Raw genomic sequence first — 16,834 nt, 5'->3', positions numbered from 1 at the left:
CCCTCAGCGGCTCTCGGCCAGGGCCGCCACGGGGACCGACGCAGCAGGTCGCCGGTCGTGCCAGATGATGTCGGGGCCGTAGAGCCGTCTCAGGGCCGTGAGCTCGGCATCGGAGAGCGCGGCGGTGGTCGCGATGACGTGGAGCCGCTCGACCCCTGCGGTGATCGCGATGCGGTGGGCGAGCAAGGCGGCCCCTCGCGCGTCGGCCGGCGGAGCCACGGTGACGATCAGCCGGGCGCCGTCGGTCTCCGGACTCTCCTCGGGCCCCCATCGATCGGAGCTGGACCCCGTGAACACGAGGACGACGGCGTCCCCGTCGGGCCGGCCGGCGTCGACCTCGTAGACGAAGGTGCTCACCGGCGCGTTCGGCGCGGCCAGGAGCGAGTACGTCCTGGGCTCCGGGCCCGGGCTCAGGTCGAGCTCGGTGCACAGCGCATCCGGGCAGGCGGGCTCATCCGGCGCGATCCGCGGTTCGATGGCAGGGAGCACGGCGCGCTCCACCTCGGCGTGGGACGTCGTCAGCAGCAGCGAGTGGATGCTCGCGGGGGAGTGCAGGCCCGGGAGGAGGCGCTCGAGGGGCGCTGTGTACTTGATGAACGGGTACGTGTGATGGGAGATCACCTGGTAGAACGCCGTTCGTCCCAGCGCGCCGGCGAGGAGCGCGTTCTGGGTCGCGCCGGAGGCCGGCGGCGTGTCGTTGCCCAGTCGCAGCTGGAACCCGGTGCCGGCGTCGTCCGGGAACGCTGTCACCTGGTCGCACTCCACCGTCTGCGGGACGGCGTCGGCGGACGTCCCCCGCAGGAAGCGTTTGAGCACCGTGAGGATGGTCGGCAGGGCCTTCTTGGCGACGTCGGCATGCTTCCCGTCGACGCGGTATTTGGTGAGGCCGGGGACGTCCTGGGCGAACTCGATCAGCGAATAGTTCGACTGCTCGTCCCGGTCCGTGTAGAAGTAGTCGATTCGGCGGCCCTCGGAGAAGTACTGGCGCATGAGGTCGACGGGCTGGGGATCCGAGCGGAGGGCGGGCAGTCGGTAGAGGTTGTCCCGGAAGAAGGGTTTGTCGAGGTAGTACGGCAGGTTCATCTGCGGCACGACCACGAGCAGCCGCGCCTCGGGGAACCCTTGGGCGCAGGAGGTGGCGATGCTGCCGCCCTTGGACGCCCCGAAGAGCATCAGCTCCCGCTCGGGGATGCCGTGCTCCTGAAGGATGTGTGCGATCGCGGCATGGACGCGGGCCCGCAGCGGCTGCCCGGCGTTGTCCACGAGCATGTAGGTGCCGGCGACCATGTATCGGTCCTGGAAGCAGATCATGAGGGTGTCGGAGAGGTCCGCGTCGGTGATCGCCTTCAGGTAGCTCACGGCGTAGGAGACGCGTGAGGTCGACGGGCCGAAGCCGGGGAACGTCACCAGGACGCGCCGGGGACTCTTCAGGTTCCCGCGCAGGGAGTAGTGGAGGTCGCCGTGCTGCTGGACGCCGTACTTCTCGTCGTACCGGACCTGCTGAGCGGTCGTGAAGGCCCCGCGCCCGATCATCACGCTGTACTCGGCATCGATGTCGAGCCGGAAGTCCGAGGGATCGTCGGAGGTCACGATGATGTTCCGGTACTCGAGGTCGAACCCGCGGGCAGGCGGCTCGATCCTGTTCCCGTAGACGACGCGGTCCCCTTCGAGGAGTCGGAAGCTGCTGTTCTGATGCTTCTTCCAGTGATGGATGGTGAGTTTCGCGAAGTAGGTCCCATCGGGCAGCTGCTGGGATGCCAGCCGGTGAAGCTTGGCTCCGTGGCCCGTGTTCTCGATCATCGTGCGGATGCGGTGCGCGGCGGGGTCCTCGACCAGTCTCCGCGCGATGTCGCGGGACCTGCTCGAGTAGGCGATCGCGCGGGCTCGGGTCCGCAGGCCCCGGCGGAGGTAGGTGGTGACCGTGTTCACAGGCTGAGCATCCTTTCCACGATGGTCTCGCAGATGCGGGTCGGGTCCACGCCCTCGAAGAAGGTCTCTCGTCGGGCATCGCTCGTCGGGTCCGGTTCGAGGTAACGGCCGCTGACGATGTGGTCGATGATCTCCGAGTGCTCGAAGAACGTCGGTCCCAGCCCCTGCGTGCGGTAGTCCAGCCGGCTCTCGTACGGCTGGTCCTCGAAGAACTCGGCGGCATCCCACTGGTAGTAGGCGATGGGCGTGTTGACGAACGCGGCATCGAGGACGGCGGAGCTGTAGTCCGTGAACACGAACTCGGCTAATTGAAATGCTTCGCGATAGCTCATCGAGGAATGCACGACCCGATCCGAGAAGTGGAAGAGGTGCGCTCTCTTCTCCACGTTGGGGTGGAGCTTCACCTCCAGGGTCACGTCCTGCTCCTCGAGGAAGGCGAGCAGGGAGCGATCGGTGAGCACGGCGTCGATCGCATGGTGATAAGCCGACTTGGTGAAGGTCCCGTCGGCGTGCTGATGGAGGTTGAAGCGCCAGGTCGGCATGAAGAGCATCCGGCGCTCCCCGGAGTCGGTCCGCCGCAGGGTCTCGAGCCGAGGGAGCCCGGAGTTGAGCGTTTCGACCGGGGCCAGCGCCCCGAGATAATCTGCCTCGAGCTTCCCGGTGGCGACGAAGACGTCGAAGTGCTTGGAGAGCACCCAGTCACTCATGTCATTGAGCTGGATGCCATGCTGCAGGTACACGAATCTCGAGTTGACCAGGGACTTCCCCTGGTGCTGAAGATTGTAGATCTGGGAGGACACCACGAGGTCCGAGGCGACGAAGAGCTGTCGGAACGCCTCGCTGAAGATCGGGATGAGTCGGAATCCCTCCTGCTCCAGGCGTGGCCAGTCGGGTGACTTCCGGTTCAGAGCGAAGTAGACGTCGGAGTATTCGGGGTAGTGCTCCCTGACGTACCGGTACAGATGCTCGGCGTTGTCATCGGCCTGCATCGGCCGGTCGAAGAAGAGGATGGTCGATCGCGGCGTGATCGGCCTGCGGTAGAAGTCGACGACCTTGGGGCTCGAGCTCCCCGGGCGCAGGCTCGTCGAGAGGTACGACTTCCCGATCTGCACGACGTCCTCCCCGAATCGGCACCGGTACAGGGGGATGTCCGCCTCGATCGGGTTGTCCCCGAGCCCGAAGACGAGGTAGTTGTCCGCAGCGGTGAGCCGTTTGTACAGGTGCAGACTGTGGGAGCCGTCGTCGATCCACTGGATCCATGCGGTCTCGAAGGGCTGGAGCGTCCTGGACCGGTCCAGGATGCCGGTCAACCCGAACATCCGGATCAGCTCTCGCACATGGGTGAGGGGGACGTCCGAGTCCTGCGATTCGCGCATCCCGCGGAGGTAGAGGACGAGGAGGCGCAGGATGTAGATCCGAAGCGTCGGGACCGTGCTGGAGATGAGGGGGAGGAGCCTCGAGACGCCCTGTTCCAGCTGGAGGCCGACGGCGGCCTTGGTGTCGGAGGCGAGCGAGTACCCGACCTCCAGCGGCGTGATCTTGTTGATCGCCCAGTAGAGGCGGTATGCGATGTACAGAGCCGACCGGTCGAGGTCGTGCTCGGCGTCCAGGAAATCACGCAGGCGGGAGGTGTTGTAGGCGATCCCGTAGACGTCGGTGTCCCGTGCGTACGGCGAGACGGCGGTCTTCGCGATGCTCTTCGGGAGAGCCCCGGTGTAGATGGTGGGCTCGGCGAGGTAGACCATCCGAGTCCGCAGGTGCTGCAGCAGGGTCGAGAGGTACGTCGCGGAGACCTCGTGCGTCGTGCGGACGAAGACGACGTACGTGCTGTCGATCTCGCGGCACAGTGCACGGATCGTGCGGGTGTCCAGCTCGTCGGGGTGGATGCGGAGGGCGTACTGCTCCTCGAACTTCAGGCGAGCACTGAGCAGCCGACGGTACGTCACCCCCTCGCGGTCCAGCTCTCCGGCGCATTCGAGGACGACGGTGAGCAGAGGAGGGTCGGCAGACATGGGGCACCTCGGGGATCGCCGCGCCGCGGAGGCGGTCCGATGCCGTGGGGAGTCCATGGCGCGGTTGTGTTCACCGCCAGGGATCAGACGGCCGTGAGGAGCTTAACGACTGCAGAAGGTGCCCGCCAGTACTGTCTCCTGTTGCGAGACTGCAGGTGAGCGCGTTTTAGACCGATTCAGGTGGTTCCGTCCGAGTTCTCGGCGGCGATCACGGCGAGCTGGGGGATCCCGCCCAGCGGTGCTCGGGATCGTCGTCGACGAGCTCCATGACCGTCGAGGCGTCCTCGCCGTCCGAGGCGCCCGGACCGCTCGCACGGACAGCCGGGTCGGGCTCGGGTCCGACCTCGTACGCGAGCGGGTCGACGGATGCCGCAGAGGTCTCGGTGAACACCGGGTCGGCAGGGCCGGACGCGGCGGGGCGTGCCATCGGCCGCTCCTCGCGCCGGGAACCTCCGAGCAGAGCCCGGAGACGCCCCGTCCGGGAACCGTGCGCATGCAGATCGTGGAGGACGCTCGTGCCCCACGCCGCGGTGAGAGTCATGCAGGGTCTCGCTTCCGTCGTGGTCGTGCGGAAGTCCCTGTCTACGGTGCGAGGATGAACAGGAGGTGGCGCTGTGGTGACCGCCGGGGCAATGGTGCGCCACGGGTGAGGCGGCGAGACGGAGGGGGTCGTGTCGGCGACCGGCGTCGACGTCAGATCATCACGTGCTGCTCGTTCAGCCCGAACCAGGCCACGTCACCGGTCGCCAGGATCTCCCGGTCGCTCGCGGACCAGGCGTGCCCGCCCGCCTCCCCGCGGCGCATCTGGGTGAAGTTGAAGCGGTCGGCGGAGTAGATGCGGCCGCCGGCCCCGGCGACGGCGTCGAGGAAGCCGGTGTCCTCCCCGCGGGAGACGTCGGCGAAGGGGTGGGCGGTGAACACCTCGCGGCCGGCCGTGATCGTCGGGCCCATCACGCGATCGGTGAAGCGGTGCTCCATCCAGGGGAAGCGCAGCAGCGTCGCGTCGGATCCGGCCACATGCATGTAGTGGGCGTGCTTGCCGACCACGTCGGCCGCCGCGAACTCGCGGGCCCGCAGCAGATCGTGGAGGTAGAAGGCGCCGTAGAGATCGTCGTCGTCCATCTTCGACAGCACCTGCCCGTCGGCCCGATCGACCGCGGCGTTCAAACAGGTCCCGAGGCTCCACGTGCCGGGCGCCTCGAGCACCACCACGTTCTCCACCCCGAGCTCGCGGGCCCGCTCGGCCGTCGCGGTGGGGGAGGTGAAGCCGTGGGTGATCAGCAGCAGCTGGCGCTCCACGCCGGTCTGGCGGGCCACCTGGGAGACCAGGTGATCGAGCTGCTCGGGGCGGTTGGTCGCCGCCATGATGCTGACACTGGGCAGGCCCGCCCCGCCGGGAAGCCCCGCCGTCCCGGCCCTCTCGCCGAGACCCACGGTGTCCAGCACCTGACGGGCGCGGTGGGTGTAGGTGTGCTCGTGCCAGATGCGGCGCTGGGCGAGGTGCACGGTGCGGTCACGCAGCTCGGGGGAGCGGGCCAGCGCCCGCACCACGTGGGCGGCATCCTCGCGCTCGGCGACCACGGGCACCTCCTCGTCGGTGAAGAACTCGCCGATGGCGGGGGAGGGGGCCGTGACCACGGGGGTGCCGGAGGCGGTGATCTCGAAGATGCGCCGGGCGCACATCGAGGGACTGGTGACCACGGAGTTCACGTTGAGGAACACCTTGTACGCCTTGTACGCGGTGAGCATCCGGTCATAGCTCAGCGCGCCGACGACGCGATCGGCCAGGGCGCCGGGGAACTGGTAGCGCTCGTCATCGCCGAGGAAGCGGGAGAAGATCTCCAGGCCCGTGTCCATCCTCGCGGAGGCGTCCAGCGCTCCGCCGAGGAGCATGTCCATCTGCTCGCGGCGCTCGGGGAACTTGTGCGCGAAGTACATGCCGGCGAAGGCGACATCGCGTACCTGGTGGCCGTGCTTCGGGCGGATCGGGTTGTGCACCGCGGACTGCGCCGCGAAGGGGAGGACGGCGATGTTCTCGTGCCCCAGCTCCTCGCGGTAGCGCGGCAGGAGCGTCACGTCCGTGGTGAACACCTGGTCGAACAGGCGGGCGGTCTCCAGGAAGTCCTCGAAGTGCGGCGGATCCTCCTTGTTCCAGAACACCGAGGGGATCCCCTGCTCCCGGCAGTGGGCAACCAGCTCGCGCAACGGCGCCGTCGGCGCCTTCGAACCGGTCAGCTGATACTGCCAGGCGTCCTTGTTCCCGTGCCAGGCCGACTCCACCAGCAGCAGATCCACGGGGTCCTCGGCGAGCTGCTCGCGCCACGTCGTCGGCGTGACCGCGACCGTCTCGAACTCGTAGCTCCAGGCCAGCATCGAGAAGTCATCGAGGATCACCGCGACCCGCAGACCCTCCAGATGCGGGGTGCGCTCGCGCAGGGCCGCAGGCGGGAAGGAGAGCTGACCTTCGGCGTTCTTGCTGCCCAGACCGTCGCCGACCCCGTAGGAGACGGTGCGGCGGCGTCGATTCCACGTGCGCAGCTGCGAGACCCCGCCGGTGCGCAGGTGCCACAGTCCGGTGCGGAGGGTCTGCAGGCGGGACGAGGACTGCGCAGGCATGGGCACCTCTCGGTCGGGGAGCGTGGCAGGGGGTCGGGCCATCGGACGCCTCATGATCCCACGGCGACCGGCCCCGCCCCAGGCCGGCCTCCGGGAGGACTCAGGGCTCCGGCGCTGTCGGGAGCGCCACAGCCTGTGGCGAACACCAGGGACGATAGGCCGGCGATGGGTATTCTGACGCCCAGCCCGCACAGCTCGGACCGCCGAGCCATCCCGCGACGAAGGATCACCGTGAACGATCAGCCTGCCGAGGAGGCGCCCGCCCGCGTCGTCATCTACGGCAGCTGCGTCGCGCGGGACACCGTCGACCTGGCCGGCGGCGCCCGCCTCGACGTCGTCGCCTACATCGCCCGCCAGTCCCTGCTGTCCGAGGACCACGACGCCTCCGCGTGGTTCCCCACGGAGACGTCGATCGACTCCGACTTCCAGCGCCGCATGATGACCGGCGACTTCGCCGGCAACCTGACCGAGCGCCTCACCGAGGTGGCGGACCGGACCGACGTCCTGCTGTGGGACCTCGTCGACGAGCGCCACGGGGTGCACGAGTTCGCCGACGGAGGGGTCGTCACCCGCAGCATCGACCTGGTGCGCGTGCCCGAGGTGCTCTCCGTCGTCGAGGGTGCCCGCCACATCGAGTTCGGCACCGACGAGCACTTCGCCCTGTGGTCCCCGCGCGCCGAGCGGCTGCGCGGGACCCTCGAGGGCCTGGGCCTGTTCGAGAAGACCGTGGTGCTGCAGGTGCCGTGGGCGCTGGTCACCGTCGACGGCCGCCACACCCCGCGCAGCATGGGCACTTCCGCCGTCGAGGCCAACGAGGCCTACCTGCGCTACTACGAGCGCCTGCGCGAGCTCGGGTTCACCCTGCTGGAGCTGCAGCCGCTCGGCGTGCTGGCCGACCCGGAGCACCGCTGGGGCCTGGCGCCATTCCACTACACACAGGACGTGTACGAGGAGATCGTCCAGCGGGTGCTGGCGCAGCTCCCGACCCGGTGAGGCGCACGTCACACCGAGAAGGTGGACATACGGAGCAGACCGGTCGACCTCGCGTCACAAACCTTTCCCGTCGTGCGCTCCATGGCTGTTGTGGGGCAGGCTGTGGCCGCCCGCTGAGCCTGACATCGAACGGAATCCAGAACCCGTGGCAAGCCCCCGATCCAGCTCTGGCCTCCGCCGCGACCCCGCCCGTCAGGCCGATACCGCCGCGACCCCGGTGGTCCGCGCACGCGGCGCCTCCCGCGGGTACGCGTCCGATGCCGGGACCGTCGTCGCCCTCGACGCGGTCGACGTCGACATCGCCCGGGGGGACTTCACGGCGGTGATGGGCCCGTCGGGATCGGGGAAGTCCACCCTCCTGCACGTGCTCGCCGGGCTGGACGACCTGGACGCCGGCACGGTGAGCGTCGACGACATCGAGCTGACCGCACTGCGCGACGCGGCCCTGACCCGCACGCGCCGCGACCGCATCGGGTTCATCTTCCAGTCCTTCAACCTGCTGCCGATGCTCACCGCCGAGCAGAACATCCTCCTCCCGCTCCAGCTCGCCGGCCGACGGGCCGACCCGGACTGGTGGGCGACGGTGGTCGGCGGGCTCGCTCTGGAGGACCGGCTGCATCATCGCCCCTCCCAGCTCTCCGGCGGGCAGGTGCAGCGGGTCGCCATCGCTCGCGCGCTCGTCGGGTCCCCGGCGGTGATCTTCGCCGACGAGCCGACGGGCAACCTCGACTCCCGCACCACCGGCGAGGTCCTCGACCTGCTGCGCCGGTGCGTCGACGAGTACGGGCAGACCATCGTCATGGTCACCCACGAGCGGGACGCCGCCGAGCGCGCCGACCGCATCATCACGCTGACCGACGGAAGGATCTCCCGGGACGAGAGCGGCCCGTTCGGGGCAGCAGGCGACGCAGAGGTTCCGGCGTGAGGATGCGGACTTTGCGTCTGACCCCCTTGAGGCGGCACCTCGCCGCGGTGCTCACGATCCTGCTGTCCACCTCGTTCGTCGCCGCCATGGTCCTCGGGGCCACCCTCCTGCGCGAGTCCGCGGCGGCCGACGCCGACACCCGCCTGCTGGGCACGGACCTCGTGGCGACCTCGACCTCGGACGGGGAGGACGGCACCCCGCGGATCGAGGGCGCCCAGGAGATCTGGCCCGTCCTCGACGCGACCTTCGTCCCGGTCAGCGACGGGGAGGGAAGCGGTGCGCGCTCGACGCAGGTGTACACCCCGCCGCCGTCCGAGGTGGCCGAGCTGCCCCTGCTCCACGGACGCAGCGCGCAGGACGCCGACGAGATCGTCATCGAGCAGGGCACTGCCAGGCTCTTCGACGTGGAGACCGGGGACACGATCACCGTCGCGTCACCGCGGGGTCGGGGCAGCGAGGACGTCGCCCTCGAGGTCGTGGGGATCGCGGCACCGCTGGACTCCGCGCTCGTCTCCACAGGACCCTCGCGGATCGTCGTCACGGAGGAGAACGCGACGTCCGTCCTCGGCGTCGAGCTGACGGAGGTGGCCACCGCCTGGCACGCGACCGTCCCCGGGGACGGCGATCCCGAAGCCATCGCGGACCGGGCGAGCACGGACGAGCTCGACGTGCTCGCCGCGGAGGACGCGCGCGAGGGCCTCGAACGCAGCGCGGCCGGCGGTTTCCGGGCCTTCGGGCCGGTCGTGGCCGCGTTCATCGCCATCGCCCTGTTGACCAGCGTGCTCGTCGTCGCCAATACCCTCTCGGTGACGGTCGCCCAGCGCACCCGTGATCTGGCACTGCTGCGCACCCTCGGGGCGACTCGGCGCCAGGTGGCCGCGGTGGTGCGACGGGAGTCCCTCGTGGTGGCCCTGCTCGGGTCCGTGCTGGGGACGGCCGTCGGGCATCTGGTGGTCCAGGGCGTCCTGCTGCTCGCTCCGCGACTCGGATGGACCCCTCGCGTCGCGGCGGCCCCGGTCGGGATCCTCTCCGTCGCGCTGCCGCTGGTCGCCGGCCTGGTCGTGGTGATGTGCGCCGGGATCCTGCCGCTGCGCCGCGCCACCCGGGTGGCTCCGCTCGAGGCGCTTCGCACCGCCGCGCCGGGACCGAACGGTCCCCGTCGGTGGCGAGTCCTCGCGGTGCTCCTCGCGGCGCTCAGCGGGGGCGGGCTCATGGCCGCCGCCGTGACCGTCTCCGCCCGCGGGACGGCCGGGCCCGCCATCGCCCTCGGCGTGGCCGGCGGTGCCCTGACCGTGCTCGGCGCCCTGCTGGCCATGCGGATCGTCGTGGTCCCGGTGGTGCGACTGATCGGTGCGACCGTCGGTCGGCTCGGCGGGGTCCCGGCCCGCGTGGCCGTCGCGAACGTGCGCAGGTACCCCGGGCGCAGTGCGTCCACCGCCGCCGCGCTGCTGATCGGCACCACCTTGATGTCGATGCTGGCCGTCGGGGCGCAGACCGCGGACACGTCGCTGTCCCGTGCGCTCGCCGAACGCGCCCCGGTGGACGCCGTGATCCGCGCCTCCGAGCTGCCCGGACAGGCAGTCGCGGAGGTGTCCGCCCTCCAGGGCGTCGAGCGCGCCGAAGCCGTCGCGGCCGGGGAGATCGACGTCGGCGCGAGCCGCATGCTGACCGTCTACGGCCCGGAGCAGAGCCAGCTCGAGGGAACCGTCGCGCGGCCCGATCTGGCGCCCTCCGTCGCGGACGGCGAGGTCGTCATCGGCAACGATCGCGCGCACGGTCTCGGCCTGCACGACGGCGAGACGATCGACGTGCCCCGTGCGGCCGGCGGCAGCGAACAGCTCACGGTCCGGATCGAGGGGAACGTCAAGCTGACGCTGGTCAGCGCCGCCACCTTCGAGAGCATCTTCGAGGACGTGAGCCCCCACGCGATCTTCGTCGACTTCGCCGACCCCGGCTCTCCCGCACGTGCAGGGACGGACGTGTTCACCATCGTCGGCGACCTGAACGGGCTGCTCGGCACCGCCCTCCCGGACGCGAGGATGGACTCCGAGGGCGCGACGCGCGAGGTCGCACAGCAGATCATCGCCCTGATGCTGGGAATCACCTCGGGGCTCCTGGCCGTCGCGGTGGTCGTCTCGATCGTCGGGGTCGCCAACACGCTGACGCTCGGGGTCCTCGAGCGCACGGGCGAGAACGCGCTCCTGCGCGCCCTGGGCACGACGCGGCATCAGATGCGCACGATGCTCGCCTGGGAGGGCTTCCTGCTCTCGGTGGTCGGGGCCCTGTCCGGAGTGGTGCTCGGAACGGTGTGCGGTCTCCTCGGGGCGATGGTCGTGCTCGCCGCGCAGTTCCCTGTGGTCATCACCATCCCGTGGCCGCTGCTGGGCGCCGTCCTCGCGCTCACCGTGCTCGCCGGGATCCTCGCCTCGGTGCTCCCTGGGCGGCAGGCCGCGCGGACGGCGCCGGCGAGAGCTGTCGCCGAGAAGCTGTGAGGCGCGTCGGGCGACTCACCGCAGATACAGCTGACCAGGCGCATCGAACATCGTGACCGACATCGCCAGGGAGGCCGCGCCCACTGCTCCGACGTGCCCTCCGACGGCGGTCCCGCGCACCTCGACCCGATGGTCCGCGGTCGCCACGTAGTGCTCATTGAGCAGCTCAGGCACGATGCGCAGGCACGCCGAGGCGAAGGCCGGCCACTGCGGTCCACCGAACACCACGCTGTCCAGGTCGAGCAGGTTCGCCAGCTGCATGCCCACCCGCGCGAATCCGCGGGCGGCGTTGTCGAGGATCTGCGCTGCGACGGGGTCGCCATCGCCCTCCGCGCGGCGGTGGAGTTCGGTGAGCGCGGCGTCGACGGTGCGAGCATCCGTCGCAACCGTCTCCTCGGGGAGAGCGCCCCGGGCGATGGCCCGCTCCACGATTCCTGCTGGCAGCGACGCGACAGCCACGCAGCCCCGTCCTCCGCAGGGACAGCGTTCCCCGTCGGGATCCGCTGTCAGGTGCCCGATATTGCCCAGATGTGACAGTCCGGCGGTGCTTCCCGAGCCGCGCAGCGCCTGCCCTTCCAGGACGAGGCCGGCGGAGACCCCGGTGCCCAGGTAGAGGAAGGCGAGATTCTCCGCCTCACGCGGACTCCTCCAGATCTCACCGATCGCCGCGGCCGTGCTGTCCTTCTCCACGACCACCGTCAGGCCGAGACGCCGCTCGAGCTCCTCGCGCAGGTGGACGTGGCCCCAGCCGGGCAGCAGGGGAGGGCCGACGACCGATCCGCGTTCGACGTCGAGCGGACCGGGTGTCGCGGCCCCGAGCGCGGTGACCAGCTCGGCGGAGACGTCGGCCTCCGCGAGGAGGATGCCGATCTGCTCCTCGATGAGATCGAAGATGTGCGAGGGTCCCGGCACCTCGGGGGTCGGGGTCATGGCGCTGTGCACGCTGTCCCCGGCCAGGTCGAGCAGCACGATGCTGAGCCGTGCCGGATCGATGTGCAGGCCGAGCGAGTAGCCGCCCGTCGGCTCCACCTCGTACACGATCCGCGGCGGCCCCATCCCGGCCTGGACCCGCCCGGACTCGCGGATCAGCCCGGCGCCGAGGAGGCGCTGGCAGATGTTGGACAGCGTCTGCATCGTCAGGCCCGTGCGCGCGACGAGTTCGCTGCGGCTCGTGCCGGGGGACCTCCGGATCAGGTCCAGGACCAGGACCTGGTTGTATTCGGCGACGCGAGGAAGGTTCGTCCCGCGCCGCGCGGATCGATCGGTCGTCGACTCGGGGGAGAGCAGTGCCATGACCCGATGCTACGGCCACCACCCTCTATTGACACTGTCAAATTGATCATGTCTACTGTCCAGCGCTGAGGCTCGAGGAGGAGGCCTGCTCATGAGACGACGAACGGTGCTGGCAGCGGGGCTTCTGGCCGCCCCGATGGCGGGCTGTGCCGGCCGGGGGAACGAGGGCGATCGCGTCTTCCGGCAGTTCGACCCGGCGAATCAGGTGGGCGGACTCGCCGAGACGATCGAGTCCTGGAACGCAGAGCATCCCGATTACCGCATCTCGATGGAGACGCTGTCGCCGAACAACCCGCAGCAGTTCGCCCGCGAGGCCAATGCCGGCTCCGGTCCGGACATCGCGCAGCTCGCCTTCACCGACGTCTCCTTCATGGCCGAGCCCCGCATCCTGACTCCGCTGGATGACCTCATGGCGTCCTCGCCTGCCGAGGGCGGTGACGATCTGCTGGCCACGGACATGACCACGTATGACGGATCGATGTGGGCGGTCCCGTGGACTGCGGACACGATGGCCCTGGTCTACCGCCCGGACGTCCTCGAGCAGGCCGGCATCTCCGAGACGCCGCAGGACTGGGAGGAGCTCGCCGAGGTCGCCGCGAAGATCACCCAGGATGCCGGCGGCGAGGTCAGCGGGTTCGTCTTTCCCGCGGGCGCCCAGTTCTCCAGCGCCCAGTGGTTCCCCATCAACTACTACCTCTGGGCGCACGACTCCCAGCTGATCCGGGCCGACGGGGAGACCTGGAGCGTCGGCGTCAGCGAACAGCAGCTCGCGGACACGATGGAGTACTTCACGAGCTTCTTCACCGAGGGCATCACCCCGGTGTCCATGCAGGCCACCACCGACTACGGCGACCCCAGCATCATCGGTTCCCTGGACGACGGCACCTGTGCCATGACCTTCATGCCCCCGGCGGCCTTCCGCACCGCCCGCGAGAGCGTCGGCGCCGAGCTGATGACCGCCCCGATGCCCGGCGGACTCGAGGACGGCGCCACCCACCTCGGAGGACGAGCGCTGGGGATCAACGCGAACTGCGAGGAGCCCGAGGCCGCGTGGGAGTTCGTGAAGTTCCTGATGAGCCCGGAGACCTTCGAGAACTACCCCCAGTACCCGGCCTCGGCCACGACCCTCGACCAGATCGATGTCGACCCCTCGGAGCAGGGGTACATCGACCAGCTCCCGCACGCCGAATCCTTCGCGCGCTACGCCGATGCACCGATCACCATCGCCTCGCTCCAGGCGCTGGTGAACCAGCAGTTCTCCGCCGTCTACTCCGGCCAGTCCGAGCCGCCGGACGCAGCGCGGAAGATCATCAGCACCATCACCACCGGACTCGAGGAGTGAGGGGCATGGGCACCATCCGACTCCGGTCGCTGCAGCCGTACCTGCTCAGCGCCCCGGCACTGCTCGTGATCGGGCTGCTGTTCCTCGTCCCGTCGATCTACAACGTGATCCTGGCGTTCCAGAACTTGACGCCCTACCAGTCTCCCGGAGATGCGGAATCGGTAGGATTCGAGAACTTCAGCGACCTGTGGAGCAGCGGCGAGCTGCCCAACGCCGCGTTCAACACCGTCTTCTGGCTCACCGCGATGAGCGTCGTGCTGCGGCTCCTGGCCGGCCTCGGCCTCGCCCTCGCCCTGCAGTCCCCGATCCTGCGGCGGTGGAAGCTGCGTGGGCTCTCGCGCACCCTCATCCTCATCCCCTGGATGGTTCCCCAGGTGGTGGCGATCGCGGCGTGGCGATGGATCCTCGACGGCAATTCCGGGGTGCTGAACCAGGCGCTGAATGCCCTCGGGATCATCGACGGCGCGATCCCCTTCCTCGCGCAGACCAGCACGGTCTGGTGGTCGATCATCGCGATCATCGTCTGGCGCGAGCTCCCGTTCGTGGTCATGGTCCTCGTCGCCGGCCTCCAGTCGATCCCGTCGGAGCAGTACGAGGCGGCGTCGGTCGACGGAGCCGGCCGATGGACCTCTCTGCGCAGCGTCACTCTTCCGAACCTCCGGCCGGTGCTGACCATCGTGGTCCTGGTGACCGTCATCCAGACGTTCAACAACTTCGTCTACGTCTGGCTCACCACCGGGGGAGGCCCGGGCAACTACACGGCGGTACTGGCCACCGAGCTGTACTCCGCGGCGTTCTTCGACAACGAGCTCGGCACCGGAGCGGCGATCGGCCTGCTGATGACCGTGATCATGGCGATCTTCGCCGTGCTCTACCTGCGTGTGACCGCGACCAAGGAGGACGCGTGATGACGATGACCCAGCAGGTCGACACGAACTCGGCGATCACGACCCGACGTCGCCGCTCGTCGGAGCGCCGCCGACCCAAGGATCTGCTGTTCCTGATCCCCTTCGGGCTCGTGCTGGTCGTGATCGTCTTCCCCGTCGTGTGGATGTTCTACAGCTCCTTGCGACCCGCCCAGGAGATCTCGCAGGGCATCACGGCGCAGACCGTGTTCTCGGGTCTCAGCCTGGACTCCTATGCCCGCTTGTTCGACGAGACGAACTTCGGGCGCTACCTGCCCAACAGCATCATCGTCTGCGGGATCGGCACCGTGATCACCGTCGTCGTCGCCACGCTGGCCGGCTTCGCCCTCTCCCGCTTCTCGTTCCGAGCCAAGCCCCTGGTGATGATCACGCTGGTCGCGACCCAGCTGCTGCCGTTCGTCGTGCTGATCACCCCGGTCTACCTGTTCTTCGCCGAGCTGCGGCTGCTGAACTCCTTCGCGGGGCTGATCATCGTGTACGTGGCGATCACGACCCCGCTGGCCACCCTGCTCATGACCGGATTCCTGAACTCCGTGCCGAAGACGCTCGACGAGGCCGCCCGGATCGACGGAGCTTCCACCCTCACCGTCATCACCCGCGTGATCGCACCGTTGGTGTGGCCCGGCATCGTGACCGTCGCCGTCACCGCGTTCATCGCCATGTGGGACGAGTTCCTCTTCGCCCAGGTGTTCCTCACCAGCGAATCCCTCAAGACGGTGCAAGTCGGCATCGCCGGTCTCTTCGGCGAGTACGGCACCGATTGGGGCGTCGTCATGGCCGCCTCCGTCCTCGCCGCCCTGCCGACCATCCTGTTGTTCTCCCTGCTGCAGCGCCGGCTCGTGGCCGGCATGACCGCAGGAGCCGTGAAGGAGTGACCATGGCCCCGACCGCGCACGAACCCCCGAACGTCGTGATCCTCTATGCCGACGACCTCGGCTGGGGCGACCTGGGATGCTTCGGCGCCGAGGACATCCCCACCCCGCATCTCGATGCCCTGTGCCAGGACGGCATGAAGCTCTCCCGCTGGTACTCCAATTCTCCGGTGTGCTCTCCGTCGCGCGCCTCCCTGCTGACCGGCAAGTACCCCGGCCACGCCGGGGTGGAATCGATCCTCGGCGGCAGCCGCGACACCCCCGGCCTGCCCGCCCAGTCGACCCTCGCCTCCCAGCTGCAAGAGCGCGGCTATCGCACCGGTCTCTTCGGCAAGTGGCACCTCGGAGCAGACGCGGCCTACGCACCGGAGCACTACGGCTTCGAGGAGACCTTCGGGTTCCGCGCCGGCTGTGTGGACTACTACTCCCACATCTTCTACTGGGGCCAGGGCAACCCTCTCCACGACCTGTGGGAGGGCGGCGACGAGGTCTGGCGCAACGGCGAATACCTCACCACGCTGATCGGGCAGCGCGCCGCGGACTTCATCACCCGCAGCGCCGAGAGCGGCCCTTTCTTCTGCTACGTCCCGTTCAACGCCCCGCACTACCCGATGCACGCCCCCGCCGAGCACATGGCCCGCGTCGCACACCTGCCCGAGGGTCGACGGGAGACCGCCGCGATGATCGCCGCGATGGACGACGCGATCGGCGAGATCCTGGCGGCGCTCGATGCCAGCGGCGTACGGGAGGACACTCTCGTGCTGTTCTCCTCCGACAACGGCCCCTCCCGCGAGAGCCGCAACTGGTTGGACGGGGAGGAGATCTCCTACACCGGCGGCTCCTCCGGCGGGCTGCGCGGCTCCAAGGGCTCCGTGTTCGAGGGCGGCATCCGCGTGCCCGGCATCCTCTCCTGGCCCGCCCAGCTGCCCGCCGGTGCCGAGTTCGACCAGCCGGGACTGATGATGGACGTGCTGCCCACCGTGCTGCACGCGGTCGACGGCACTGCCGCCGAGCTGCCGGAGGTCGACGGGATCTCGTTGCTGGACGTGCTGCAGGACGCGTCGGCCGACGGAGCGAGCGCGCGGATCGACGCCGACGCCGCCGCGCACGGCGCTGCAGCCGCCGAGAGCGTGGACCCGCCGGCCACCGCGCCGCGCAGCCTCGTGTGGAGCTACCAGGGTCAGTGGGCCGTGAGCCGCGGCCGGTACAAGCTCGTCCTCGACGCCCGCGAGGGCATGGACCCACCCGCGACGGTGCACAAGGCGCTGTACGACCTGGAGGCGGATCCGGCCGAGACCGTCGACCTCGCTGCGGAGGCGCCGGAGGCACTCGCCGAACTGGAGCGGGAGCTGTCAGCTCACCAGGAGCGTGCCGCCACCTGGCGGTGAGAGCCTCGCGGTCCCGCCGGCGCCTCGGAGTTCGGAATGAGCGCAC

The 16,834-nt window shown here is 69.5% G+C and carries 12 protein-coding genes; 7 read left to right on the top strand and 5 right to left on the bottom strand.

What is annotated here, in order from left to right:
* Positions 1–3: 3 nt before the first annotated feature.
* The 4 genes from BH708_RS10650 to BH708_RS10635 form a co-directional block, all read right to left on the bottom strand.
* Complete coding sequence (locus tag BH708_RS10650) at positions 4–1,929, bottom strand: hypothetical protein (protein WP_076808564.1); 1,926 nt, start codon at positions 1,927–1,929, stop codon at positions 4–6.
* The gene (locus tag BH708_RS10645; RefSeq protein ID WP_076808562.1) at positions 1,926–3,941 is read right to left on the bottom strand and encodes a CDP-glycerol glycerophosphotransferase family protein; all 2,016 of its coding nucleotides are present in this window, start codon (positions 3,939–3,941) and stop codon (positions 1,926–1,928) included. Before BH708_RS10645 ends, BH708_RS10650 begins: the two co-directional genes overlap by 4 nt.
* A 208-nt stretch (positions 3,942–4,149) precedes the next feature.
* Entirely contained in the window at positions 4,150–4,368 is a 219-nt protein-coding gene (locus BH708_RS10640; protein WP_076808560.1) for a hypothetical protein, read from the bottom strand.
* Between the two features lie 266 nt (positions 4,369–4,634).
* Positions 4,635–6,557, bottom strand: a complete 1,923-nt coding sequence (locus tag BH708_RS10635) for a glycosyltransferase (RefSeq protein WP_076811133.1) — start codon at positions 6,555–6,557, stop codon at positions 4,635–4,637.
* Positions 6,558–6,788: 231 nt separating this feature from the next.
* Here BH708_RS10635 and BH708_RS10630 point away from each other — a divergent pair, with 231 nt between their 5' ends.
* From BH708_RS10630 to BH708_RS10620, 3 genes are all read left to right on the top strand, one after another.
* Entirely contained in the window at positions 6,789–7,550 is a 762-nt protein-coding gene (locus tag BH708_RS10630) for a DUF6270 domain-containing protein (RefSeq protein WP_076808558.1), read from the top strand.
* Positions 7,551–7,695: 145 nt separating this feature from the next.
* Positions 7,696–8,475: an ABC transporter ATP-binding protein gene (locus BH708_RS10625; protein WP_076808556.1), complete on the top strand. Its 780-nt coding sequence runs from the start codon at positions 7,696–7,698 to the stop codon at positions 8,473–8,475.
* 11 nt (positions 8,476–8,486) lie between these two features.
* Complete coding sequence (locus BH708_RS10620; RefSeq protein ID WP_083713491.1) at positions 8,487–10,967, top strand: ABC transporter permease; 2,481 nt, start codon at positions 8,487–8,489, stop codon at positions 10,965–10,967.
* Between the two features lie 15 nt (positions 10,968–10,982).
* Here the strand turns inward: BH708_RS10620 and BH708_RS10615 are convergent, their stop codons facing one another.
* Positions 10,983–12,260, bottom strand: a complete 1,278-nt coding sequence (locus BH708_RS10615; RefSeq protein WP_076808551.1) for an ROK family transcriptional regulator — start codon at positions 12,258–12,260, stop codon at positions 10,983–10,985.
* Positions 12,261–12,351: 91 nt separating this feature from the next.
* Between BH708_RS10615 and BH708_RS10610 the strand changes: the two genes are divergently transcribed.
* The 4 genes from BH708_RS10610 to BH708_RS10595 are packed head-to-tail and all read left to right on the top strand — an operon-like array spanning position 12,352 to position 16,788.
* Positions 12,352–13,602, top strand: a complete 1,251-nt coding sequence (locus BH708_RS10610) for an ABC transporter substrate-binding protein (protein ID WP_083713490.1) — start codon at positions 12,352–12,354, stop codon at positions 13,600–13,602.
* A 5-nt stretch (positions 13,603–13,607) separates the two neighbouring features.
* Positions 13,608–14,510, top strand: coding sequence for a carbohydrate ABC transporter permease (locus BH708_RS10605; protein WP_076808547.1), 903 nt, complete (start codon positions 13,608–13,610; stop codon positions 14,508–14,510).
* Complete coding sequence (locus BH708_RS10600) at positions 14,510–15,403, top strand: carbohydrate ABC transporter permease (protein WP_083713488.1); 894 nt, start codon at positions 14,510–14,512, stop codon at positions 15,401–15,403. Before BH708_RS10605 ends, BH708_RS10600 begins: the two co-directional genes overlap by 1 nt.
* A 2-nt stretch (positions 15,404–15,405) precedes the next feature.
* Complete coding sequence (locus BH708_RS10595; RefSeq protein WP_076808545.1) at positions 15,406–16,788, top strand: sulfatase-like hydrolase/transferase; 1,383 nt, start codon at positions 15,406–15,408, stop codon at positions 16,786–16,788.
* Positions 16,789–16,834: the final 46 nt, after the last annotated feature.

Origin of the sequence: Brachybacterium sp. P6-10-X1 (assembly GCF_001969445.1) — a bacterium.
GTDB lineage: Bacteria > Actinomycetota > Actinomycetes > Actinomycetales > Dermabacteraceae > Brachybacterium.
The sequence above is the reverse complement of the archived record's forward strand: the minus strand, read 5'-3'. Positions and strand labels throughout refer to the sequence as shown.